This is a genomic window from Pantoea sp. LMR881, assembly GCF_027157825.1.
GTDB lineage: Bacteria > Pseudomonadota > Gammaproteobacteria > Enterobacterales > Enterobacteriaceae > Pantoea > Pantoea haifensis.
In genome coordinates, this window is sequence record NZ_JAPVOK010000002.1 from 706,755 (window position 1) to 731,712 (window position 24,958).

A 24,958-nucleotide genomic window follows, 5' to 3' on the forward strand; every position below is an offset into this window, starting at 1 on the left:
CAAGATGATACTGAACGCGTTTAACCTGGAAGGCAAAGTGGCGCTGGTAACGGGCTGCAATACCGGGCTGGGCCAGGGAATGGCGATCGGACTGGCACAGGCGGGTTGTGACATCATAGGCGTAAATCGCGCCGGTCCTGATGAGACACAAAGCAAAGTAGAAGCTTTGGGTCGTCAGTTTTGGTCGGTACAGGCCGATCTTACTCATCCTGACATCGTTTCTACGGTGGTTGAACAGGCTCTCGCCGCTGCTGGAAAAATAGACATCCTGGTGAACAACGCTGGCATTATTCGCCGCGAAGATGCGCTGAACTTTAGCGAGCAGGACTGGGATGATGTGATGAATATCAACAGCAAAAGCGTGTTCTTTTTGTCACAGCAGGTTGCGCGCCAGTTTATTGCTCAGGGGCACGGCGGGAAGATCATCAATATCGCCTCAATGTTGTCATTTCAGGGCGGTATCCGTGTCCCTTCTTATACTGCATCAAAAAGCGCAGTAATGGGCTTAACCCGTCTGATGGCCAACGAATGGGCGAAACACAATATCAACGTCAATGCGATTGCGCCTGGCTATATGGCAACGAACAATACCGAACAGTTGCGGAATGATGAATCGCGCAGCGAAGAAATTTTGGCGCGTATTCCCGCAGGTCGCTGGGGCGATCCGGATGACATGATGGGACCCGTGGTCTTTTTAGCCTCTGCTGCCTCCGACTATATCAACGGCTATACCATTGCGGTGGATGGTGGCTGGCTGGCTCGTTAATTCAGAACGGGCCGCGCATGCAGCCCGTTAGCCTAAAAAATTAACGCTTCGTTACAGCGTCACATGTTCTCATTTACTGGTTAAATCCCTATACTGGATGCATTGACAGTTTTTTGCAGCCAGGTTTTATCATGACGGGCGAAGGCCACATCATTTTGCCATTGCGACCGCTATTTTCGCTAAACGTGCCGAACTCACGCCCGTGATGGCACAAGCGGACTGGTGGCATTTGATTCCAGCAACATTATTGACCTGCCTGTTGCCCGATATCGATCACCCTAAATCCTTGCTGGGCCAAAGGCTGAAATGGATCTCTCATCCAATAGCCCGCGCTTTTGGGCATCGCGGGTTCACTCATAGCCTGTTGGCCGTCGCCGCCGCGCTATGGCTCTTCCAGATCAACGTGCCGAAAGAGTGGCCGATTCCGGCTGATGTATTGCAAGGGCTGACGCTGGGCTATTTGAGCCACATTGTGGCTGACATGCTGACACCGGCTGGCGTGCCGTTACTCTGGCCATGCCGCTGGCGCTTTCGCGTACCTGTTCTCAGAACGCAAAAAGGCAATCAACTTGAGCGGGCGTTATGCCGGGATTAGTGGGTTATGCGCTGTGGTTTCCGGTTGGCATGCCTTCTTTTGGTGCAAACGGCTGGCCTGCTCAGCTTTTTGATACGCTGCAAAATGGCGTCAGTCGGCTTATTTCTGCACAAAATGCACATTAAGAAGACAAATCCCCCCTTTTGTTATAAATAATTCTATTTGGATATAAGGCTGCACCCTCACCTGCTGATAACATCCCTGTCCACTTAATTCGTGCATAACATTATGCTGCCTGGACCTGGTTCAGCGCAGCATTACGGAGTTTCAGTATGGATCTTCCTTTAACGCTAAATATCGCAGCCTTTGTTGTGTTGCTGGTGCTGCTGTCGCGTCTGGGACGGGAAAAATGGAGCCTGTCCAAAAAAGTGCTCACCGGCCTGGTCATGGGTGTGCTGTTTGGTCTGGCGCTGCAATTCATCTATGGTGCAGAGAGCGACGTATTAAAATCTTCAATCGGCTGGTTCAACGTAGTGGGCAACGGTTATGTGCAACTGCTGCAAATGATTGTTATGCCGCTGGTGTTTGTTTCTATTCTCAGCGCCGTGGCACGGCTGCATAACGCCTCTTCGCTGGGTAAAATCAGCGTACTGACCATTGGCGTGCTGCTATTTACTACCGCCATTGCGGCACTGGTTGGCGTGCTGGTTACCGGCTTGTTTGGTCTGAGTGCAGAAGGTTTGGTTCAGGGTGCGCAGGAAACCGCGCGTTTGAATGCCATTCAAAGCCACTACGCTGGCAAAGTCGCTGACCTCACTGTGCCGCAGTTGCTGCTGTCGTTTATACCTAAAAACCCCTTTGCCGATTTAACCGGCGCAAATCCGACCTCTATTATTAGCGTCGTGATTTTTGCTGCGTTCTTAGGGGTTGCCGCACTTCAGTTGTTAAAAGATGACAACGTAAAAGGTCAGCGCGTTCTGGTTGCCATCGATACCCTGCAATCCTGGGTAATGAAGCTGGTGCGCCTGATCATGAAACTGACGCCTTATGGTGTGCTGGCGCTGATGACCAAGGTTGTGGCCGGTTCCAACCTGCATGACATCATTAAGCTGGGCGGCTTCGTTGTTGCCTCTTATCTGGGTCTGGCGATCATGTTCGCCGTTCACGCGCTGCTGCTGTCGGTAAACGGCATCAATCCGCTGCGCTTTTTCCGCAAAGTCTGGCCCGTCATTACCTTTGCCTTTACCAGCCGTTCCAGCGCAGCCAGCATTCCGCTGAATGTCGAAACACAAACCCGTCGCCTGGGCGTACCGGAATCGATTGCCAGCTTCTCGGCTTCTTTTGGTGCCACCATCGGCCAAAATGGCTGTGCCGGACTTTATCCAACCATGCTGGCGGTAATGGTTGCGCCGACGGTAGGCATCAACCCCTTTGATCCACTGTGGATTGCTACGCTGGTGGGTATCGTTACGCTGAGCTCTGCTGGCGTTGCTGGTGTCGGTGGTGGTGCAACCTTTGCCGCGCTGATTGTGCTGCCCGCCATGGGCTTGCCGGTCACGCTGGTGGCGCTACTGATTTCCATCGAGCCGTTGATTGATATGGGGCGTACTGCATTGAATGTGAATGGTGCAATGACCGCCGGTTCACTCACCAGCCGTTGGTTAGGATTAACCGATAAGAAACTGCTGGAAAGCGACGAGCACGCCGAACTGGCCCACCGCTAATTTCCTGTGAAAACCTGGCATAACCGTGCCAGGTTTTTCTGCATTTCCAGGCAAAAAACCTTCACAATTGCCCGCCATCATGAGGGCCGGGTTAAGAAAGCGTTAAGCAGGGTAAAAAGCCGAAAAATCACCGCTTTTCTGCTTGTCTTTTTCCACTAAAAGCGGAATCCTGCATGCCTTCATCGCAGGAGAACACCCATGAAAAATGTTATCGCCTCCGTGCTGGCGTTAACCTTGTTATCGCCCACGTTTGTTTTTGCTCATCCCGGCGGCTGGGATCAGGCTCCACGCGGAGGCAGCCCGCATTGGGGTGGTCCGGGTCCGCTACATTTTCTGCCCGAGACCGCGACCGCTGTATTAATCGGGGGTCTGACTTACTTTCTGCTGAATGGCAGCTATTATCAGCGCCAGGGCGACACCTACGTGACGGTTCAGCCACCTTCAGAGCCGTCAAACGGTGAAATGCGCGTACTCGATTTTAACGGTAAGCGTTTCTACGTGCAGGAAGGGCATTACTACCAGCGCGAGATAAATGGCGATTACGTCGAAGTCCCTCGCCCTGCCGGTTTATAATGGCTTAAACGAAAACGGCCCATCAGTGATGGGCCGTTTGCTGTTCTGCCGCCAGCTTACTGGTTGGCTTGTGGATCAGTGTCATAATCCGCACAGCTCTGGAAGCCATAATTCATGACACGGCCTGTGTCGTTATAGCTAACGAAGTAAGTCTGCGGTTTGCCGTCACGTTCACCCAACACATACGTCTGACAAGTGCCACGTGCGTGGACCATGGTGATTTCCGTTGACGGTGTACCAGCAATCTGACGAACCTGGTCGCGCGTCATTCCCTTTTTGACATCCTTCACTACCGGCTTAGTCACGTAGCTTTCAGCGCGATCGTAAGTCGTACAACCAGACAGTGCAGCCAGAGTCAGTGCCGCAGCGATACATCCCATCACTTTATTCATCTTGTTGTTCCTCGTTTTTTGTCCATGATGTGAAAGCCTGGAACATAAATTCAGGCTTATCAAGTTTATGGCGAATTTTAAGTGCACTCTGAAGCGTCAGGTTTTCGTAAAGAAAGCTGTTATAGCGTCAAGGCATACGTATAATCGCGGGCGAGAATAAGCACTCTCAAAACTATTATCTGGAGTTGGCATGAACAAACAGCGAGAAGCGCGTGACAGACGCCATCGCACCCGCCAGGATGAAATCATCGTGGCGGCCCGTCAGTGCTTTCGGCAATCCGGTTTTCATGCTGCCAGCATGGCGAAACTGGCGAGTGCAGCTAACCTGAGCGTGGGGCAAATTTATCGCTATTTCCCCAGCAAAGATGCGCTCATTGAAGAGATGGTGAAACGTATCATTGATAACCGCGTTGCGGCGATGAGTGATACCTTTGATGCACACTCTTTTGCCACGACGCTCGCCTGGCGTGAAACGCTGAATGAAGATGATGAGATGCTGATGCTGGAAGTGGCGGCAGAAGCCAGTCGCAATTCGCGCGTGGCAGACATTCTGCAAGCTGCCGATGCCCGCATCTTCAGTAATGCCTGCCGCAATATGCAACTTAATCATCCACACCTGAGCGCAGAACAGATCACAGCCTGCGTAGAAGTATTAGCCGTACTGGTTGAAGGCACCGCCTTTCGACGACTGACGCCACAGAAAGCGTCAGCGGCCACGCTCCAGTCCCTTTATCAACAATTGATTCATCACATCGTTAAACATTCAGAGGATAAATGACACCTGCACATACTAACCGGCTGGTCTATGCCATCACGCTGGGAATGCTTGCGGCGCTTGGGCCGCTTTGTATCGATCTTTATTTGCCGGCTTTACCGCAACTGGCGCATGACCTGAATACCGAAACGGCGACCGCGCAGCTTAGCCTGACGGCCGGACTGTTGGGTCTGGGCGCCGGGCAACTGCTGTTTGGCCCGATGAGTGACAAGTTTGGCCGCATTCGCCCTTTGATGTTATCGCTGGTGCTGCTGTTTATCGCCTCCGTGGGCTGCGCGCTGGCACAGGACATTAACCAACTGCTGCTGGCGCGCCTGTTTGAAGGTTTAGCGGGTGCAGGCGGTGCAGTGTTGTCTCGTGCCGTGGCGCGTGACATGTACAGCGGTCATGAACTGACTCGCTTCTTTGCACTGCTGATGCTGGTCAACGGTCTGGCCCCAATCGCAGCGCCGGTACTGGGCGGGGTATTGATGACAGTGCTTAACTGGCGCGGCATTTTCGTGGTGCTGGGCTGTATTGCTGTGTTACTGATTTTTCTGACGCGCTGGAAACTGCATGAAACGCTGCCAGAGGAGCGCCGCAGCAAAGGCACCCTTTTTCCGCTTATGCGGCACTCGGTGAGGTCATTACGCATCGTCCGTTCATGGGGTTTTGTCTGACTCAGGGCTTTATGATGTCGGGCATGTTTGCCTACATCGGCGCATCGCCGTTTGTTTTACAGCAAATTTACGGCTTATCACCGCAGGCGTTCAGCTTCTGCTTTGCCGCCAACGGCATTGGCCTGGTCATTGCGTCACAGACCAGTGCGCGCCTCTGCCCACTGTGGGGTGAATATCGCGTATTGAAAGGCGGCCTGACGCTGGCGTTTGTCGCTTCCAGCCTGCTGCTGCTTGCCGCACTGACCGCGGCGCCGTTGCCACTGCTGCTGGTTGCGCTGTTCTTCACCATTGCCAGCAACGGCGTAATCGCCACCACGGCCTCCTCGCTGGCGATGCAAAGTCAGGGCCATCGTGCAGGCAGCGCGTCAGCGGTGATTGGCGTCACTATGTTCAGCCTGGGCGCACTGGCAGTGCCGATCTCCGGCATTGGCGGCACCTCGGTCATCAGCATGGCCGCTACAATCTTTGGCTGCTTTATGTCCGCTATTGTTATGTTTACCCTGCTGGCGAAAAAACCGCAGCCTCAGGTAAAAACTGTCTGATTTAGCAACGATTAACCGAAAACAGCGGCCGCTTTGGCTTGTTGTTTTCGGTTTTGCACGTTAGCTTTATTGTATTGTTTGCATCGTGCCGACAGGCTATTGACGAGGAGATGTTCATGTCACTGCAGCAGGAAATCATTGAAGCCCTTGGCGTTAAGCCTACCATTGACGCTCAGCAAGAAATTCGTACCAGCGTCGATTTTCTCAAATCTTATCTGAAGCGCCACTCGGGTTTAAAAACGCTGGTGCTCGGCATCAGTGGCGGTCAGGATTCCACGCTGGCAGGCAAACTGTCGCAACTGGCAATCACTGAACTGCGCGAAGAGACCGGCGATAATGATTACGCCTTTGTGGCGGTGCGTTTGCCTTACGGCGTACAGGCTGACGAGCAAGATTGTCAGGACGCGCTGGCGTTTATCAAGCCGGATCGCTCGCTGGTGGTCAATATCAAAGAGTCGGTGCTGGCCAGCGAACGCGCCCTGCAAGAGGCAGGTATTACTCTGTCTGACTTTATCCGCGGCAATGAAAAAGCACGCGAGCGTATGAAAGCGCAGTACAGCATCGCTGGCATGACCAAAGGCGTTGTCGTCGGTACCGACCATGCGGCAGAAGCCGTGACGGGCTTTTTCACCAAGTATGGCGATGGCGGAACTGACATCAATCCCCTTTTTCGTCTTAACAAACGCCAGGGCAAAGAGTTGCTGAAGGCCCTGGGCTGCCCGGAGCACCTTTACCTGAAAAAACCCACCGCGGATTTGGAAGATGAGCGTCCGGGTTTGCAGGATGAAGTGGCGCTTGGTGTCACTTATGAGATGATCGATGATTATCTTGAAGGTAAAACCGTCGCGGATGATACGGCGAAAATCATTGAAGGCTGGTATCTGAAAACGGAACACAAACGCCGTCCGCCGATCACGGTGTTTGACGATTTTTGGCAATAAATCTCTCTCTCTCCCTTACCCCCGGTAAGGGAGAATCTCTTCAGCGCATGTGCCCTACTGGCGAACATTTCACCGCCCTGATACACTGTATGGACAACCAGTAACTGGAGTCCATCTTGGTACGACGTGCAGCGACGCACCGCCTCGAATTCGACGCGGCGGCAATATATGAATATCCCGAGCATTTACGTGAATGGCTGGAAGGCCTGCCAAATGTGCCAGGCGTCTATACCTTCCATGGTGAAAGCGACACCATGCCGCTTTATATCGGCAAGAGTGTCAATTTGCGTACGCGGGTGATGTCCCATTTCCGGACGCCGGATGAAGCAAAAATGTTGCGCCAGTCGCGGCGCATTAGCTGGATCCCCACGGCGGGCGATCTCGGCGCGTTGCTGCTCGAAGCGCAAATGATCAAAACGCAGCAACCGCTGTTTAATAAGCGATTACGTAAAAACCGCCAGCTCTGCTCACTGCAAATTACGGACGGTAAGCCGCAGGTGGTCTATGCGCGCGAACTCGATTTTACCCAGTCGCCTAATCTGTTTGGCCTCTACCGCAGTCGCTTTGCCGCGCTGGAAAGGCTGAAACAGCTCGCGGATGAGTATCAACTTTGTCACGGCTTACTGGGGCTGGAAACATTAAGCCCCCGGCGCGGCTGTTTCCGCTCCGCGCTGAAAAGATGTGCTGGCGCCTGCTGTGGTAAAGAGCCGGTCAGCGATCATCAGGATCGGCTGCTGGCTGCGCTGGAAAATGTGCGGGTATTTTGCTGGCCGTGGCAAGGCGCGGTGGGCCTGGTCGAAGAAGGCAAAAACATGACGCAGATTCACGTTATCGATCACTGGTTCTATCTGGGCTCAGTGAGTAGCCTGGAAGAGGCGAAGACGTTAAAGCGTGCCCCAGGCGGCTTCGATCACGACGGCTATAAAATTCTTTGCCGCCCCATTCTTTCGGGGGCATATCCTGTCCATCCGCTATAAAAAAACCGCCGACGCTGCTCACATACTGAATCAAAGTGAACAACGTCGGCGGTCTCAGACGGTTACGCTGGTTAAGAATTACTCAGCCGGCGGTGGTGGCATTTTGCCATCGTGCGGGCGTTTCTCTGTCAGACGTTTTTCAAAATTCGCGTTGTACTGCTTCTTCTGCTCAGGAGTCAGTACGTTGTACAGCTTATTCTGGGTTTCCATCATTTTCACCGCGTTTTCTTTGGCGTTAGCGGTCATTTTTTCAGCCTGTGCTTCTGCTTTGGCGGTATCAAAGCGGTCAGATGCAATGATGGCGTGGTTAGCGCGGCGCTCTTCCAGCGACGGACGCTTCATATCTTTGCGGCTCTCTTTCATGATTTCACGCATTTGACCCTTCTGCGCATCCGTCAGATTCAGACCTTTGAACATCATGTCCATGCCGTGGTGACGCATCGGCGGCTTATGCATTGGCTTTTCGCTACCGGCTGGCGGTGGCGTCAGGTTGTCAGCCGCAGCGTGAACGGCACTGGCTGCACCAAACGCCAGCGTAGAAGCCAGAAACAGGGAAGTCAGTTTACGCATAATAGTGTCCTTTTAATTCAGATTAATGACGACAGCACTCTGTCGCGTCTTCGGAAACAAGCATACGGTGCTGAACGTCAACTACTCAGAGGCTGAGTAAAGCCGTGAAAGCATAAAAGACAGAAATCCGGCAATCATGAAGAGAATGCGAAGAATTGCGTGAGGAATTGCAAAACTTTATGAATTTGCAGTGAATTTGGTAGAAATCATGGAGGAAAGCAGCGGGAGTGTAATGGTTCTGGCAGAAAAGCGGAAGAAAAACTCCCGCTGTTTTACTTTTTCATGACAACACCGGCTACAGAGGCAGCGCCTGCGTCTGTTCGTTCTCTTCAACTAACATTAAACCGGCCCGTAACCCCGGCGCGACATCAGGATTAGGAAATAACACATATTCCCGCGCCTGCTGAACGAAGTAACGTGTTTCGCTATCCTCTGCCAGCAGTGTGCCTTGCGGAAAAGCGGTGAAGTTCAGCGTCTCTTGTCCCATGTGCAATTTAAAATTTTCACTCAGGCGGGTAATTTGTTGCACCACCCGATAACGCTTTGGTTGCCGCTGCACTGCGGGCAGTGAGTCGCCGTAAAGCAGCGCCGCCAGCGCCTGGTGTGCAGCAGTGAACTGTGACAGATCGTTTTCGCCAAAAGGTAAGGCTTTACCTAATTCCAGCGTACAACTGGCGGCGGCAAAATGTTCACAGCTGAAATGGGTAAAAGTGCCGCCCGGTTCGCGATGAAAGACTAATGCTTCCAGTTCCGCTGCGGCCAGCCAGTCGAGAAAGTTGGTCGGCCACGGGCGCGGATTAAGCGGCAGCACGCCAAAACGGCTGTGATACGAGCCACGAATCGCGGTATGTAAATCCAGATGCCAGCGCGTTTCATCGCTCTCGCAGGCTTGCCAGAACGTTTCTACGGCCTGTTCAAGATGCAACACGCGATGCGCTTCATCGCTGTCAACAATCTGTTGCCAGCGCCCGCCAAACAGGCGATTGATATCGTAACGCAAATAACGCTTACCGGCTTTTAAGGCTTGCGGATTGCCCAGCACCACCAGCAGCCGCTGTTGTAGCGGCTTTTCTCCCTTTAACAGCGGCAACAGAATCTGATTCAGTATCTCAACTGGCCCGGTTTCATTACCGTGAATTCCTGCTGACAACACCAGCGCCTGCCCGGCTTTCACCTTTGGTTCCATCAACAGGATGCCATGATCTAACCACTGCCAGCGCAGATGTGCCGTTTCACCCTGACGCTTACGCGGTGCCTGTTCAGACAGCGTCTGCTGTAAAAAATCCTGCATCGTTCCCCCTTACTGCGTGAATTTATCGGGCCGCTATCGCCGCCCACACTTCACTGCTGAAACGCATAGACATTTCCTAAGTCTAGCAGCTGAGTAAGCTCATCCAGCGCCTGGCGTCCTTCCCGCAACAACTGCGGATCGGCCAAGTCGGCCTGCGTCAGGCGATCGCGATAGTGACGATCGACCCAGCTGTTCAGGGTATTAAACAGACGATTGTTCATCAGCACCGCCGGATTCACGGCACGCAGTTCGTCAGGCGTAAGCACGACACGCAAGCGTAAACACGCCGGGCCTCCCCGTTTGCCATACTTTCGCGCAGATCAAACACCTTTAACGCTTTTAACAGCCCTCCTTTTTCCACTTCTTCGCACAGGTAATCCCATACACCCGCGTGTTGCCGCGACTCTTCCGGCAGCACCAACATCATGCTGCCATCAGCACGGCTGAGTAGCTGACTGTTAAACAGATAAGTGTTAACTGCCTCCTGCACGGAGACACGATTGTCCGGCACTTCAATCGCCACAAATCCCGGTACGCGCGCTTTAAGCTGCGCCAGCAGCGCCGGTTGATCCACAAAGGCCCGTTGGTGGCAGAACAGCATCTGCTGATTACTCACGGCAATCACATCATTATGGAAAACGCCTGCGTCGATAACAGCAGGATTTTGCTGAGCAAATATCACGCGATCGGCAGCAAGCTTATGCAAACGTGCCACCGCTTCGCTGGCTTCCCGCGTCTGGCGTGCCGGAAAACGCTGCGGTGCTGAGCCATCGTGACTCGCATGACACCCGTAAACAAACAGCTGCACGCCTGCCTCACCATAATCCTCACCAAAGCGGTTATGGTTGGCGGCCCCTTCATCGCCAAACATCGCCACCTGCGGCAACGCATCATGCACACAGAAATGCTGCGGGTCGCGAAATATGGCGCGTAGCAGCTGAGCCGTTTGTGGCGCTTCAATGGCACGATGAAGTTTGTTATTCAGGTTTGCAACGGTGAAGTGTACCCGGCGATCGCCGCTGTCAGCCGAGGGCGACACCGTGGCGGCGTTGGCAACCCACATCGCCGAGGCAGAGCTGGCGGCAGAGAGCAAACCTGGCGAGACCTGCGCAGCGTCTGCCAGCACCTGCTCATCACTGCCACGAAAGCCAAGCTGCCGTAATAGCGGAATATTAGGCCGTTCATGGGGCGGAATAACGCCTTGTACGAACCCCATATCCGCCAGTGCTTTCATTTTCAGCAGGCCCTGTTTTGCGGCCAGGTGTGGGTTAGAGGGCTGCAACTGATTGCGCGTTGAGGCAATGTTGCCGAAAGATAAGCCCGCATAGTGGTGCGTTAACCCGACCAGCCCATCAAAATTGACTTCCCGTGCTTTCATTTCTGGTCTCCTTGCGCAGAGAAATCGAGGCCCGGCGAAAGCGTGGCAGGCAAAGCCAGATCGGGGGTTTCCAGTGAGGCCATCGGCCAGGCACAATAATCTGCGGCGTACCACGCACTGGCGCGATGGTTGCCGGATGCGCCAATGCCGCCAAACGGAGCGGTACTGGCTGCGCCGGTAAGCGGTTTATTCCAGTTCACAATTCCGGCACGCGCTTCTGTCAGCAGTTGGTCAAAGTGGGCGCGTGAAGGGGAGATTAATCCGCATGACAGGCCGTAGCGCGTCTGATTAGCCATGCGAATCGCCTGATCGTAATCGTCGTAGCGCATGACCCCAAGCAAAGGGCCAAACACTTCTTCATCGGGCAGATCGTTAACGTCAGTCAGATCAATAATCCCCGGCGTTAACAGCGCACGTTGACGATCTGGCCAACGCATCTCCAGCAGCACCTTACCCCCGCCCTGACACGCTGTTGCCATTCATTAAAGATTTTTTCCGCTGCGCCGCAAGAGATCACGCTGCCCATAAAGGGTTGCGGCTCCGCATCCCACGCGCCCGGCTGCAGGCGCGCACTGACGTCTACCAAACGCTGCAAAAAAGCATCCCCCGCTGCGCCGCGCTTCACCAGCAGGCGACGCGCACAGGTACACCGCTGTCCGGCGGTAATAAACGCTGATTGCAGCGCGATATGCACTGCCGCATCCATGTCTGAAGGATCTTCCACGATGAGTGCGTTATTGCCGCCCATCTCCAGCGCCAGCATCTTCTCAGGCTGACCACCAAACTGGCGATGCAGTTGGTAACCGGTATGGGCGCTGCCGGTAAATAGCAGGCCATCGATCTGCGGATCCCCTGCCAGGGCCTGTCCGGTTTCACGGCCACCCTGCACCAGCGCCAGCACGCCAGCGGGTAACCCCGCGGCCAGCCATAAGCGTACGGTTTTTTCAGCAGTCAACGGGGTCAGTTCGCTGGGCTTAAACACCACGCAGTTACCAGCCAGTAAAGCCGGAACGATATGGCCATTCGGCAGATGGCCGGGGAAATTATAAGGACCAAAGACGGCCAGGACGCCGTGTGGTCGATGACGTAACGAACTTTCACCTTCAGCCTGTTCGCCTGTACGGGTATGCCAGGCTTTGACTGAAATGGCGATTTTGTTGATCATCGCGCTAACCTCGGTCAACGCTTCCCAGCGCGGCTTACCGGTTTCACGCGCAATGGTTTCAGCCAGATCCGCTTTACTGGCCTCAAGCCGGGCAGCAAACTTTTCAACCTGAGCCTGGCGCTCGGCAAAGGTTAATTTTGCCCATGCCGGAAACGCTGCGCGCGCCGCTGCGCAGGCTTCGGCAACCTGAGAGGATGAAGCCGCCTGCCCTTGCCACAGCGTCTCACCGCTGACCGGATCCTGTTTTGTGAAAGTCTCTGCACTGCCGGTTAGCCATTGTCCATTGATCATCATCATGCTTTATTCTCCTCACGGCTTAGCGTTACGACGCGCAGGCTATCACCTGGCTGACATTTCAGTGCCTGCATCTGTTCATCGGTTAACTGCACGCTGTCGCGATGCGGATCGACAGGCAATAACGCCACGCGGAACTGTTGATAGTGATTATTCGCCACCAGGCAGAGTGGCGCTGCCGTTTCAGGCACACCCTTCTCTGCCGTTCGCAAACGGCTTTTACGCACGGCGCGGATACGATCTATTTCGCACTCCAGCGTCGGGCCGCCATCAAAGATGTCGACATAGTTGCGATAGCAGAAACCTTCTGCTTCCAGAACGGCACGCGCGGGGGCAGTTTTAGGGTGCACCTGGCCAATTACCGCCTGTGCTTCCGGCGTCAGGTAATGAATGTACAAAGGGTGTTTTGGCATCAGCTCGGCGATAAATGCCTTTTGGCCAGTGCCGCTGAGAAAATCTGCTTTACTGAATTCCATCGAAAAGAAGCGGCTGCCTACGCTATCCCAGAAGGGCGAATGGCCTTGTTCATCACTGACACCGCGCATTTCAGCCACCACGCGATCCATAAAGCGATCGCGAAAGTTAGCCATAAACAGAAAGCGCGATTTCGACAGCAAATAGCCATTTTTACCGTCGCGATAATCAGGATCCAGAAACAGCGTACAGAGTTCGCTGCTGCCAGTGTGATCGTTGCACAAAGAGAGCGTTGGCAATGCTGCGTAAACGTTAAGCTCTTTAGATGCGTGGACATGGGTGCCAACACGAAAGTTGTACCAGGGCTCCTGCAATCCCACCGCGACCTCAATGGCGCAAATACCCACCGCGCGATTATCCTGACTGTCGGCCAGCACAAAAACATAGCCCTGCTCTGCACGCGGCAGCGCATTTTCCCAGGTTTGCAGTGAGCGTTCGATTCGCGCCTGCAACGTGGTGCTGTCTGCCGGTAATGATGTCAGTCCACCGCCGGTTTTGCCTGCCAGCGTCATAAGCTGGCTCAGGTCATCTCGTTCAACCGGGCGGATTACCATCATGATGAGGTCCCTCGCGCAAATGTTTCACAGGCTTCGGCAAAACGCGCCATACCCGTTTTAACTTCCTGCTCACTGATGTTCAGGGCCGGGGCAAACCGCACCACATTAGCGCCCGCAATCAGCACCATCACCCCCATTTCAGCCGCAGCAAGGTTAATCTGTTTAGCTTTACCGGCAAACTCGTCGCTTAATACCGCACCGATCAACAGCCCCAGCCCGCGTACCTGTTTAAACATATGCAGTCGCTGATTAATGGTTTCCAGCGCCTCGACAATCCAGGTATGGCGCTGTGCTACCCCTTCCATCATCTCGGGCTGATTGACCAGTTCCATCACTTTTCCTGCCACCGCGCCCGCCAGCGGGTTGCCGCCGTAAGTGGTGCCATGGGTGCCCACGCCCATAACCAACGCCAGATCCTCACGCGTCAGCATGGCACCAATGGGAAAACCGCCGCCTAGTGCTTTTGCGCTGGTGAGAACGTCAGGCGTCACACCATAGTGCATGTAGGCGTACAGCGATCCGGTGCGTCCTACCCCGCTCTGAACTTCATCAAAAATCAGCAGCGCCTGATGCTGGTCACACAGATCACGCAGGCCGTGCAGGAAGGCAGGATCGGCAGGCAGTACGCCGCCTTCACCCTGAACAGGCTCGACGATCACTGCGCAGGTTTGGTGGTTAATCAGCGCGGCCGCAGCAGCAAGATCGTTAAACGCAGCATGCTGGATTTCTGGCGGCAGCGGCGCGAAATCTTTGAATACGCGGGTTGTCCGCCTGCAGAGACGGTAAACAGCGTGCGGCCATGGAAAGCATTGGTAAACGCGACAATACCGCTTTTTGCGGGCCGAAGCGGTCGTGTGCCACTTTGCGCGCCAGTTTAAGTGCTGCCTCATTGGCTTCGGCACCTGAATTACAGAAGAACACCCGATCGGCAAAAGTTGCGTCGATTAACTGTTTTGCCAGGCGTAAAATGGGTTCGTTGGTATACCCATTGCCGGTGTGCCACAAACGGCCCGCCTGCTCTTGCAGCGCCTGTTGCAGTGCCGGATGCGCATGTCCCAGCGCGTTAACAGCAATGCCACCCGCAAAATCAATATAGTCCTTACCGTTTTGATCCCACACCGTTGAGCCTTCAGCACGCACCGGCACAAAGGCAGCAGGCGCATAAACGGGCATCATCCATTGATCAAAATCGTGACGTGTAACCTGCAGTGACATGGCCTACTCTCCTGCTTACCCCGCTGGGTAAAGCTAATGTTTTAAAATTGTTAAAAGTTGTAATTCATCTCTACTGTAAATTGCAGATAGCGTGCCAGCCAAGGGGAATAATGCATAAAAGAAATGGATTAACGAAATATCAATAACTTAAATCAAGACGGTATTCACTTGCAGTGCATAATTAGTGAATAACTATCTTATCCCCCTGCTTGCGCCGAGTGTTATTAAGAAAGATTATGCATTTGCCGAAGGAAATATCGCTTTTGTGATCGCTGATAAATTATCTGTCCAAAAACGGGCAGGAATTGCACATTTACGGGGCGCGCTGCGCTGTCATGGAGCATGAGGAGGAGAGGCAAAACAGGCGTGTCGCTTCAGCCAGAGTGTTCAGGCCAAAGCGACAAGGGGGCAACATCAGGTCAGGCGGTAATATTTATCTGGCTGCATCGGCTGCGGCAGTTCACTTTCACCGGCCATTTCACGCAAATTGATTTCAATATTGGTGCAGATCGCATCCATCGGCAGATGGTTGTTCTCATAGCCAAACGGCATCTCTAACTCTTCTGCCAGGGTGTCCAGCGATAAAAAGGTGTAGGCAATAAACATGGAAACCAGCGGCGTCATCGCATGTAAATCGGGTGCCAGCGCAAACGGCAATAAAGAGCAGAACAGGTAAACAGTGCGGTGCAGTAATAAACCATAAGCAAACGGCACTGGCATACTGGCAAGGCGTTCGCAACCGCCTAAAACCGCAGCGAGCTGATTGAGATTATTGTCAATGTTGCCCCACACGATGTCGCTGATTTGGCCCTGACGACGCTGCTCTGCCAGCCAGTGCGATAATTGTAATTGCAGCACGTTAGCAGGCGAATGTCGGTTCATGAGCCACCCGGCTTCTTCACCTAATAAACGAGTGAGATCTTCACGGGCATCGGTACGGCGTAACTGATGTTTCAGGCTGGCACAAAATGCCAGCAGCAACGCCTGAACCCGCGGCGCATCAGCCGGACAAACCGCCATCACCTGTCGCTGAATAGTACGGCAGGCAATCAGTAACGATCCGAGGAACTGGCGTGCCTCACTGAAGCGGGCAAAACAGACGCTGTTGCGAAACCCGAGAAAGACAGCAATGGATACGCCGAGTAAACTGAATGGTGCCAGCGTGAGTTTGATGCCAAGGGTTTCATACCAACCTAATGAGGCTAACGCGATCAGCGACATCATTAAGTTGAGGGAGAGGCGAAACATAATATCAGGCAGCACAGAGCCGTGCCAGGCGAACAAACGAACGAACCAATGGCGTTGCGGACGAAGGATCATGGTGTGAAGGTGAACAGGAATTTTCGCCGATTCTGCGATGTTCTTTGAAAACTTTCCACTACAAAAGTGTGACAATTGTCACACTTTTTTGCCGTCTGATTAAAGGCTTATATTCGTTGAATTTCCAGCGGGATCCATCAGGTCAAAACGAGTCTCCGGCTGATCGCTTAACATGATCGGCGGCTGCAATTTTAGCGTTATCCAGTTGGACGTGACCCGTTGCTGTTTACTGTCTTCAAGCGTGACGGAGAGGTGATATTCGTTGCTGGCACCGGGTGAATTATCCCATTGCGGCAGGATAACGCTCCAGCCTTGCGGATCGTTATTATTCTCTGGCGGCGTCAGACTCAGCGCCTGAGTATCCCCTTGCCAGCTGACCGCTTTAATGGCGTTACTGGCACGGATTTGCAGCTTCAGCGGTAAGCTTTCACCGGCATTGAGCTGCCACGGCGGCGTAGCGAGAAACACCGACAGCGTTTTGCGCTGACGGAAGGCCAGTACCGGCGTGTTGCTGCGCGTAACGGTGTCGTAACGGCTGCCGCGCAGTGAGCGCGCTGCGGCCACGTTACTGGCATCCAGCTGGCGGCTGAGCGCCACGCCGAAGCGATAGTTAAGCTTGAGTCCCAGCTGATCCTGGCTTTCACCTGCACTGCTGGTTTTATGGCTGGCAGAAAGGGTCACAAGGGGTACAGGCGTATAAGAGAGGCCAAAGGTCATCGCCGAGGGATTATGATAGCGATTGCCGCTGTTGAAAAGATCGACGTTTTCACCCAGATATTGCTGCCAGCTTAAAGACATGCCTAGCTGGCGGTAAAAAGGTAAATAACTTTGTGTCGTGATGTCATAACCGCGCGCCATGCGCTGCTGCTGCGTATTGCTGTTATTTTTCCAGCCGCTCAGCGGATGATAATAGTTTGCGGAAAAACGCAGATTATTGCTCCAGGCTTCCGTGCCCAGTGAAGCGCGCTGAAGTCCGCTACTGAACAGGCGATCTACAAACGTGTTATAGCCAAGCAGCCACTCTCTGGCTTCCCAGCGTTGGCCTAATCCCACATTGCCCACCAGGCCATCAGAGGTATCCCGTAACCCAACCTGGCTAAAGGTAAGATAACGCTGCTCATCGGCTAAGGCGCTAAACAGATCGCCGCCTGAACCGGTAAAATTGCCGTCCATATCGACCATCAAATCAAGCTGGGCAGTGCCGTAAGGCGAGAGCAAAGATTGCCCTTCACTCTCAACGCGATCCGCGACTTCATCTCGTAAATGGTTGAATGCCCAGACCCTCGCCTGCTGACCAAATGAGAGTTCGCTGTCACTGTTTTGACTGGCTTCGCCAATGCTTTTCGCGACCGTTGCCAGCCGTTTACTCCAGTCAGTGCTGTTATCAGCACTGCCAAGCGAAGGCAGATTATCCAGCGATTGCTGAAACCGCCCCGGATCGTCGAACGGCGTTTCTGACACTCTGGTGTCGGTTGGCAACGCAGCAGCAGGTCGCGCCAGCATGATTGCCGCAGCGATCAGAGAGAAAATCAACGATTTTTGAGGCTGTAACGCAAAAGGCATAGGCTATAAGGTAATTTTCAGGTCTCAGGTTAGAAGATTGACTAAACCAACAGAGATTACCTTAACATATTGTGACCGCTGTGCAGGACACGTCTCGATTTATATGCTTATACGCGAAGATTTTGAGAAAAAACGCAGCCAAAAAACAGGGTTTGCGCGGGCAAACCCTGTTGAGCATTTACGAAAAGATTAACCCGCCATCGACATTAATGGTCTGCCCGGTGATATAGCGCGCATCATCCGATGCCAGAAACGCCACCAGTCCGGCGACATCATCCGGCTGCCCGGCACGTTTCAACGGAATATTTTCAACCCATTCCGCCATCAATTCGCCCTTGCCGTAGGTTTTCTTTTCACTGCTGAGGATTTCTCCCCAGACGCGATCGTTGTAGTCCCACATTTCGCTTTCAATGATCCCCGGACAAAAGGCGTTAACGGTAATGTGCCAGGGAGCCAGTTCCAGCGCCAGGCTCTGGGTGATGCCAATCACACCCATTTTGCTGGCGGCGTAGTGCGGCGTATAAATGAAACCCTGCCGCCCTTGTCCGGAAGAGGTATTGATCAGGCTGCCGCTGTTCTGTTTTACCATATATTTTGCCGCTTCCCGGCAGCACAACCAGACGCCGGTGGTGTTAACGGCCAGCACCTTTTCAAAATCGCTTTTTGGCATGGCGTCGAATTTGTCGATAGTGATCACGCCAGCGTTTTGAATCGAAACGTCGATACGGCCAAAGCGATCGGCAGCCTGCTGATAGAGCTGCTGCACTTCAGCTTCATCGGTGACATCAACCTGCAAAGGTAAAATTTCACTGCCGAACTGCTGTGTTAATTTTTCTGCCGTCTCGAATACCCGCTCCGCATTCGAGACCATCACCAGATTCGCGCCGTCGCGTGCAAAGCGTGCTGCAATGCCTGCCCCGATACCGCGACAGGCCCCGGTGATCACCACTGTTTTTCCACTGAAATCGCGTGTCATATCGTCTCCGCTTAGCTGTGACTGACTTTAGATACCGGCGTCGCTTGCTGCTTTTTTTCGTGACGACGCAACAGCACCACTTTGCTTTGTAAACGCTGCTGGAACTGGTCGATGACAACAGCCGTGACGATGACCAGACCTTTGATAACCATCTGCCAGAAATCGCTCACGCCCATCATCACCATGCCATCTGCCAGGAAAACGATAACAAACGCACCAATGATCGAACCGGAGACCCGTCCACGTCCCCCGCCAGCGCCGTCCCGCCCAAAACCGTGGCACCGATCGCATCCATCTCGAACATATTCCCGGTCATCGGGTGAGCCGTTTGCAGCTGTGACGCCACCACCAGCCCTACCAGGCCGGCACACAGGCCAGAGAAGGCATAAACAAAGACTTTTACTTTGATGATTGGCACACCCGCCAGCCGTGCCGCCGATTCGTTTCCGCCTGTCGCGTAGATATAGCGACCAAGTGGAGTTTTGCGCGTCAGGTAGAGGCCAAGTAACAGAAAGCCCAGCATTAACCAGATAGGCAAGTAGACGCCCAGCACAGTACCCGAACCCAGTGTGGCAAAGCCGGTGTTGCCAAGCGCAGGCTCTCCCACCAGATTGGCGTAAGTGCTGCCGTCGTTGAACAGCAGTGCCGCACCGCGTGCCACATACATCATGCCAAGCGTACAGATGAACGGCGCCACGCCCAGGCGGGTGATGACCGCGCCGTTTACCAGGCCTACCAGCACACCAAAGATCGCTACCACCAGAATCACTTCCGGCACATTCAGAAACAGCGTATTACCGCCCCATAATGGCACGCCGTTGGTCAGCAGCGCACCTGCGACCATGCCGCAAATGCCCGCTACCGCGCCTACGGATAAATCGATGCCTCCGGTCAAAATCACCAGCGTCATACCAATCGCCAGCAGTCCGGTAATCGCCACATGCTGGGTCATGATCAGCAGGTTTGAGGTGGTAAGAAAGTTAGGCACCATGACGCTGAAAAATCCAATGACAATCAGCAAGGCAATAAACGTGCGCGCTTTCAGCAGATACATGTAGAGCAGATATTTTTGATTCATGAAATTCTCCGGCAACCTTAATCTTGCGGGGTAGAAGCAGCGATCAGTTTTTCTCGCGTCGCCTCTGCGCGCGTTAAATCCGCTGTGATACGGCCATCCGCCATGACCAAAATACGGTCCGCTAATGCCATCACCTCATCCAGCTCAGATGAGGAAAACATCACCGCCAGCCCCTGTTGTGCCAGGTTGCCAATCAGGTGATAGACATCGGTTTTAGCGCCCACATCGATGCCACGTGTCGGTTCATCCAGCAATACCACCTGCGGTCCGGTCATCAACGCTTTACCTAACACCACTTTCTGCTGATTGCCGCCACTCAGCGAGGTAATGGGCAGCCCGACGTCGCTGACTTTTATCGCCAGATGACCAATCATCTCGTTGACTCGCTGGTTTTCTTTGCCTGGGTTCAGCAGACGAAGCGCACGTCGAAAGCCGCGCAGGCTGAGATCGGTCAGCGTCATGTTGGCGGTGATCGACATCAACTGCACCACGCCTTCACCCTGACGATCTTCCGGCACCAGCGTGATGCCACGCTTCAGACGCTGCTGAAAATTACGTTTTTCCAGCGACTCTCCGCTCAGATGCACCGTACCCGACTGACAGTGCATCAAACCAATCAGCCCTTTAAACAGTTCAGTACGTCCCGCCCCCAGCAATCCATAAATGCCGATCACTTCCCCTTTTCGCAGCGAAAAACTCACCTGGTTTAATTTGTAACCGCCGTTCTGATGCAGCGCGGTGAGGCCCTCTACCTGCAATACCGTTTCGCCCTGCGGGGCGGGCTGATAATCGAAGTGCTTTTTCTTGTCGCCAACCATTTGCTCAATGATCCACGGCACGCTGGCATCACGAACGTCGCGCTCGCTGATAAAGCGCCCGTCGCGGAAAATCGTGATGTGATCGCCAATCTCCATCAGCTCTTCCAGCCGGTGTGAGATATAGATAATGGTGACGCCACGCCGCTTGAGTTGCTCAATCACGTTGAACAGCACTTTAACTTCCGACTGGCTCAGTGCGCTGGTGGGTTCGTCCATAATCAGCACGCGGGTATCTTTAGAGAGCGCGCGTGCAATTTCCACTAACTGCTGATGGCCAATGCCCAGTTCGCCGAGCGGCGCATAAGGATCAACATCCAGCTCCAGTCGTTCAAGCAGGGTTTTCGCCAGCGCGTATTGATACTTTTCATTGATCACGCCGCGCTGAAAAAATTCATTAGCAATGAAGATGTTGTCCATTACATTCATGTTGGGAAACAGGTTAAGTTCCTGAAAAATGATACTGATACCCTGTTTCTCAGCCTGATGGGTTGATGACAGGGATACGGGCTCGCCGTCGAGGAGTATTTCGCCGGAAGACGGGGTTTCCACGCCTGCCAGCATTTTCATCATGGTGGATTTTCCCGCGCCGTTTTCTCCGATCAGCACGTTAACTTTGTTGCGGTAGACGCGATAATTGACCTGATCGAGCGCCGTCACGCCGGGATAAACACGCGAAACATTGCGCGTCTCAATGATGACTTCCGGTAGCGCCTGCGGTTGAGGATTTTGCATACTCCGCTCCTTACTGCCGCGTAATCTGAGCAGGCGTGATATCAGGCAGCTTTTGCGGAATATCCCAACTGCTGAACACACCGGCTACGGTGACCTTATCGCCCACTTTTGGCTTGAAGTCTGCCATTAGTGTCGAAGCCTGCTGGTTAATCGCTTTGCCATAATCGCCAAACAAAACCTGATCGTTAAAATCCTGATAGCTGGCACCCTTGTAAGCATCACGCAGAGCTGTCCCGCGAATAATCGGGCCGATCTGAATTGTGACACTGTCACCTGAAATATCTTTAACCGACATTTTGCCGCTGCGGGATGTGGTATTCACAGCGGTAACGTCACCCGTTACGCTGACGCTAAAGACGCAGGGATTTTCAGCCTGACTGCGGTAGCCGTAACTTTTGCAGGCGCTGTCAAAATCCTTTGCCGATTGCAGTAACTTCATCAGTTCTGCCAGCGGTTTCGCCTCGCTCGCCACCTGTGGCACCAGCTTCTGCTGCCAGGTTTGGGCAATATTGGCCATTTGAGGATTCGGTGGGTTTTTCAGATCGGCCAGTTCCTGCTGCGACACGATGCGACAGCCGCCCAGCATCATTACCGCCAGCGTCAGCCAGAGTTTTGTGGACATCTCATTCTCCCTGGCGCCCGTTTGCACGGGCGCTACTGCGGTTAATTACGACTTGTAGTTGAAGTCCTGCACGCCTTTAGCATTGTCTGGCGTAATTAAAATGCCGCGGAACATGACGCGCTGTTTCTCTGGCTTAGTGCCTTTCTGGATATAGTTGTCGAGATCGGTGACGCCCTGAGCTGCGATTGCCTGCGCCTGTAGCATCACGGTGGCTTTCAGCGTGCCGGCCTTGACGGCATCACGCTCGTCATTACTGCCGTCAATGCCGACCACGATGACATCATCACGTCCTGCCGCTTTTAGCGCAGCGATAGCGCCCAGCGCCACCGGCCCGTTGCCACAAATCACCCCTTTGACATCCGGGTGCGCCTGCAAAATGCTGTCCATGATGCGTTTACCGTCAATCAGGGTGCCTTTAGCGTCCTGACGCGCCACGCTTTGCATATCCGGGTACTGATCCAGCACCTGATGGAAGGATTTAGAGCGCGTCACACAGTTGTTATCGGCGAGGTTACAGGTCAGTTCCGCATACTTCCCTGCTTCGCCCATTTTTTCGACAAAAATGTTGGCAACATCTGAACCGGCCTGGAAGTTGTTATGGGTAATCTGCGCCAGCGCCACGTCATCAACCGGGATCTCACGATTGATCAGCACCACGGGAATGCCGGCATCTTTGGCTTTTTTAATGGCCGCCACGCTGGCAGTTGAGTCAGCATTGTCCAGCACGATGCCCTGCACTTTCTTACCAATCGCGGCATCAATCAGTTCGCTCTGTTTTTTGACATCTTCGCCGTGAGACAACACCGAAGTTTTATAACCGAGCGCCTGTGCTTTGAGGTTGGCACCTTTGGCTTCAGAGGCGTAATAAGGATTATCGAGTGAGTTAACCAGAATCATAATGGTGCCCTTCTCTACGGCAATCGCGGCATGAGAAGCCAAGCAGGCAATCAGTGCGGTACACAGCAGGCTACGTTTTTTCATGGTGATGTTCTCTCTGTTATCGTTCCAGGGCAGTGTTTTTGCGAACAGGCTTACCAAATGGTGAAGCCACCATCGATCATCAGATCGGCGCCGGTAATCATGTCGCTGCCGTTGCTGGCAAAGAACAGCACGGCGGCGGCGATTTCATCGGTATAGGCAAACCGGCCTAGTGGGATCAGTTTTTTCATCTGCTCACCTTTTTCACCGCGCCAGGCTTTTTCGCCCATCGGCGTCAATACCACGGTAGGTGAAAGCGTATTGACGTTAATGCGATGTGGTGCAAACTCTTTTGCCATCACTTTGGTCATGCCCAGCAGTCCGGCTTTAGCAGAGGTGTAAGCGACGTGGTTATCAATAGCGATGGAGGCTGCCTGCGAGGCGATATTGATGATCTTGCCGCCGTTTCCGGCTTTCACCATGCGCTTGCCCGCCGCCTGGGAACATAAAAACGGGCCAGTGAGGTTGACGGCAATCTGCTTTTGCCACTCGGCAAAGTCGGTTTCCAGCACCGGTTGCAGCATCACATAACCGGCACAGTTCACCAGAATGTCGATGTGACCATAGTGGGACTCAACGTCCTCAAAAGCCTGCTCAACGGACGCCGGATCGGTCACGTCGCAACAGACAAAATGCACGCTATCTTCTGCGAACTGGCTTCTCAGACTGTGTGTTTTTTCCGCTTCAAACGGTGGATAAAGCAGCGCCAGCCGTGCCCCTTTCTCCAGCAGCATGGCGTTGCTTGCCATCGCGATACCGCCTAAACCCCCGGTCACTACCGCAACTTTACCGCTCAGATCTAACGCCGTATCTACGCCATAGCGCAGGTTCACGTCATATTCACTACCCATCAGCCTCACTCCTTACGCTATTCGCTATCGCAATTGAGCACATCATTTTCGAACAAAAATATATGCTATCGAAAAGAAACGTTGTGTGGGTGAGATCAAATTTCATACAAATGGGGTGTTTTTATTTTTATCTTATTGAAATAGCGTGAGGAGCGTTGCAATTCAAAGAAATAATATGAATTTACCCGCTGCGTAAAACGATGGAAATCAATATCCTGCCAAATTATGATTTTCGTTCGAAAACAAACAACCCCTGCGGCCATCTCGCAATCGCTAAAATGGCGCGGTAAACTTTGCGACAGGCCTTTCTTCGCCTTAACTAAACGCGAATGGAAAATGGAGCATTTCGATTGAAAAGCAAAAGTGAGCAGCTGGCTGATATGCAGCAACGCCGCGAGAAGATTCTGGAGATGATCCGTGAAGATGGCACGGTGACGGTGAAAGCCTTAACTGAAACCTTTGGCCTGACGGAAGCGACGCTGAGAACCGATCTGCGCATGCTGCAAAAACAGGGTTTTGTGCAACGCTACCACGGTGGCGCAACCTTAATGACCGGCAAGCAAAATACCGGCGCCTTGCTGCTGGAGCGGCAAACGCATCTGGAAGAGAAAGAAGCCATTGGTCGGTTAGCAGCGCAACACATCGAAAATGGCGACACGGTGATTTTCGATTCAGGCACCACCACAACAGCAATTACCGATGCGATCGGGCATATTCGTCGGCTGTCAGTGGTGACCACAGCAGTTAACATTGCGCTAAAACTGGGTGGCGAGCCAGGCATCAATATTCTGCTGACGGGCGGAACGTTTAAATTTCCAACGCTGTCAACTTCTGGCGAAAAAGCGGCAAACTTCTTTGAGAATGTGCTGGCGGAGAAATTGTTTCTCGCCACAGCCTGTATTTCGCCGCGCCTCGGCTTAAGCTTCCCCAGCGAGACCGATATCAAAGTCAAAATGGCGATGATCAATTCTGCTAATACGGTGTATGTGGTGGCTGATTCAAGCAAAATTGACAAGGTATCGATGTTTGCCCTGCCGTGTGACTGGAGCAATATTCACTATCTGATCACCGATAACGGCATTAGCGCAGCCCAGGTTGCCGCTTTCGAGGCATTAGGGGTAAAAGTGCTGGTCGCGCCGCTGCCGCTGAAGCGGGCAATGTAAAACCTTCTGTTGTGCCTGACAGTGGGTAG

Annotated in this window: 19 protein-coding genes and 6 pseudogenes; 10 read left to right on the plus strand and 15 right to left on the minus strand. The window is 53.4% G+C overall.

Annotation, left to right across the window (positions count from 1 at the left end):
• Positions 1-4: 4 nt before the first annotated feature.
• The 4 genes and pseudogenes from kduD (at position 5) to O3W44_RS05145 (ending at position 3,598) form a co-directional block, all read left to right on the plus strand.
• Positions 5-766 (plus strand): 2-dehydro-3-deoxy-D-gluconate 5-dehydrogenase KduD, encoded by a 762-nt coding sequence (gene kduD / locus O3W44_RS05130; RefSeq protein WP_269292229.1) that lies wholly within the window; start codon positions 5-7, stop codon positions 764-766.
• A gap of 131 nt (positions 767-897) precedes the next feature.
• Positions 898-1,486, plus strand: a pseudogene (locus tag O3W44_RS05135) (metal-dependent hydrolase).
• 147 nt (positions 1,487-1,633) lie between these two features.
• On the plus strand, positions 1,634-3,025 hold the full coding sequence (locus tag O3W44_RS05140; protein ID WP_269292230.1) for an L-cystine transporter: 1,392 nt from the start codon (positions 1,634-1,636) through the stop codon (positions 3,023-3,025).
• A 198-nt stretch (positions 3,026-3,223) separates the two neighbouring features.
• Positions 3,224-3,598 (plus strand): DUF6515 family protein, encoded by a 375-nt coding sequence (locus tag O3W44_RS05145; RefSeq protein WP_269292231.1) that lies wholly within the window; start codon positions 3,224-3,226, stop codon positions 3,596-3,598.
• 56 nt (positions 3,599-3,654) lie between these two features.
• Here O3W44_RS05145 and osmE read toward each other — a convergent pair whose 3' ends face one another.
• Positions 3,655-3,990 (minus strand): osmotically-inducible lipoprotein OsmE, encoded by a 336-nt coding sequence (gene osmE, locus O3W44_RS05150; RefSeq protein ID WP_269292233.1) that lies wholly within the window; start codon positions 3,988-3,990, stop codon positions 3,655-3,657.
• A gap of 190 nt (positions 3,991-4,180) precedes the next feature.
• Here osmE and O3W44_RS05155 point away from each other — a divergent pair, with 190 nt between their 5' ends.
• The 4 genes and pseudogenes from O3W44_RS05155 to cho all read left to right on the plus strand — a co-directional run bounded on the left by O3W44_RS05155 (position 4,181) and on the right by cho (position 7,884).
• Positions 4,181-4,768, plus strand: coding sequence for a TetR/AcrR family transcriptional regulator (locus O3W44_RS05155; protein ID WP_269292234.1), 588 nt, complete (start codon positions 4,181-4,183; stop codon positions 4,766-4,768).
• Positions 4,769-4,812: 44 nt separating this feature from the next.
• Positions 4,813-5,966, plus strand: a pseudogene (locus tag O3W44_RS05160) (multidrug effflux MFS transporter).
• 116 nt (positions 5,967-6,082) lie between these two features.
• Positions 6,083-6,907 carry an ammonia-dependent NAD(+) synthetase gene (gene nadE, locus O3W44_RS05165; RefSeq protein WP_269292235.1) on the plus strand — a complete coding sequence of 275 codons (825 nt, stop codon included), beginning with the start codon at positions 6,083-6,085 and terminating at the stop codon, positions 6,905-6,907.
• Between the two features lie 116 nt (positions 6,908-7,023).
• The gene (cho, locus tag O3W44_RS05170) at positions 7,024-7,884 is read left to right on the plus strand and encodes an excinuclease Cho (RefSeq protein WP_269292236.1); all 861 of its coding nucleotides are present in this window, start codon (positions 7,024-7,026) and stop codon (positions 7,882-7,884) included.
• A 78-nt stretch (positions 7,885-7,962) separates the two neighbouring features.
• Here cho and spy read toward each other — a convergent pair whose 3' ends face one another.
• From spy to O3W44_RS05200, 6 genes and pseudogenes are all read right to left on the minus strand, one after another.
• Positions 7,963-8,454 carry an ATP-independent periplasmic protein-refolding chaperone Spy gene (gene spy / locus O3W44_RS05175; protein ID WP_269292237.1) on the minus strand — a complete coding sequence of 164 codons (492 nt, stop codon included), beginning with the start codon at positions 8,452-8,454 and terminating at the stop codon, positions 7,963-7,965.
• A gap of 295 nt (positions 8,455-8,749) precedes the next feature.
• Positions 8,750-9,745 (minus strand): succinylglutamate desuccinylase, encoded by a 996-nt coding sequence (gene astE / locus O3W44_RS05180; RefSeq protein WP_269292238.1) that lies wholly within the window; start codon positions 9,743-9,745, stop codon positions 8,750-8,752.
• Between the two features lie 50 nt (positions 9,746-9,795).
• Positions 9,796-11,123: pseudogene (gene astB, locus O3W44_RS05185) on the minus strand (N-succinylarginine dihydrolase).
• Positions 11,120-12,585, minus strand: a pseudogene (astD, locus tag O3W44_RS05190) (succinylglutamate-semialdehyde dehydrogenase). The pseudogenes astB and astD overlap by 4 nt, the downstream one beginning before the upstream one ends.
• On the minus strand, positions 12,582-13,613 hold the full coding sequence (gene astA / locus O3W44_RS05195; RefSeq protein ID WP_269292239.1) for an arginine N-succinyltransferase: 1,032 nt from the start codon (positions 13,611-13,613) through the stop codon (positions 12,582-12,584). Before astA ends, astD begins: the two are co-directional and overlap by 4 nt.
• A pseudogene (locus O3W44_RS05200) lies at positions 13,610-14,828 on the minus strand (aspartate aminotransferase family protein). Before O3W44_RS05200 ends, astA begins: the two are co-directional and overlap by 4 nt.
• A 184-nt stretch (positions 14,829-15,012) precedes the next feature.
• Here O3W44_RS05200 and O3W44_RS05205 point away from each other — a divergent pair.
• Positions 15,013-15,174, plus strand: a complete 162-nt coding sequence (locus O3W44_RS05205) for a hypothetical protein (protein ID WP_269292240.1) — start codon at positions 15,013-15,015, stop codon at positions 15,172-15,174.
• A 68-nt stretch (positions 15,175-15,242) separates the two neighbouring features.
• Here the strand turns inward: O3W44_RS05205 and O3W44_RS05210 are convergent, their stop codons facing one another.
• The 8 genes and pseudogenes from O3W44_RS05210 to O3W44_RS05245 all read right to left on the minus strand — a co-directional run bounded on the left by O3W44_RS05210 (position 15,243) and on the right by O3W44_RS05245 (position 23,766).
• Complete coding sequence (locus O3W44_RS05210; RefSeq protein ID WP_269292241.1) at positions 15,243-16,148, minus strand: bestrophin family protein; 906 nt, start codon at positions 16,146-16,148, stop codon at positions 15,243-15,245.
• A gap of 99 nt (positions 16,149-16,247) precedes the next feature.
• On the minus strand, positions 16,248-17,651 hold the full coding sequence (locus O3W44_RS05215) for a YchO/YchP family invasin (protein ID WP_331283433.1): 1,404 nt from the start codon (positions 17,649-17,651) through the stop codon (positions 16,248-16,250).
• A gap of 238 nt (positions 17,652-17,889) precedes the next feature.
• Entirely contained in the window at positions 17,890-18,687 is a 798-nt protein-coding gene (locus tag O3W44_RS05220; RefSeq protein WP_269292243.1) for an SDR family oxidoreductase, read from the minus strand.
• 11 nt (positions 18,688-18,698) lie between these two features.
• Positions 18,699-19,765: pseudogene (locus tag O3W44_RS05225) on the minus strand (ABC transporter permease).
• A 17-nt stretch (positions 19,766-19,782) separates the two neighbouring features.
• Positions 19,783-21,315, minus strand: coding sequence for a sugar ABC transporter ATP-binding protein (locus tag O3W44_RS05230; protein ID WP_269292244.1), 1,533 nt, complete (start codon positions 21,313-21,315; stop codon positions 19,783-19,785).
• 10 nt (positions 21,316-21,325) lie between these two features.
• On the minus strand, positions 21,326-21,937 hold the full coding sequence (locus O3W44_RS05235; protein ID WP_269292246.1) for a DUF2291 family protein: 612 nt from the start codon (positions 21,935-21,937) through the stop codon (positions 21,326-21,328).
• A gap of 45 nt (positions 21,938-21,982) precedes the next feature.
• A complete protein-coding gene (locus O3W44_RS05240) occupies positions 21,983-22,918 on the minus strand; it encodes a D-ribose ABC transporter substrate-binding protein (protein ID WP_269292247.1) in 936 nt (311 codons plus the stop codon).
• Positions 22,919-22,968: 50 nt separating this feature from the next.
• Complete coding sequence (locus O3W44_RS05245) at positions 22,969-23,766, minus strand: GolD/DthD family dehydrogenase (RefSeq protein WP_269292248.1); 798 nt, start codon at positions 23,764-23,766, stop codon at positions 22,969-22,971.
• A gap of 350 nt (positions 23,767-24,116) precedes the next feature.
• On the opposite strand from O3W44_RS05245, the gene O3W44_RS05250 reads away from it, so the two are divergent.
• Positions 24,117-24,929 (plus strand): DeoR/GlpR family DNA-binding transcription regulator, encoded by an 813-nt coding sequence (locus O3W44_RS05250; RefSeq protein ID WP_269292249.1) that lies wholly within the window; start codon positions 24,117-24,119, stop codon positions 24,927-24,929.
• Positions 24,930-24,958 lie beyond the last annotated feature (29 nt).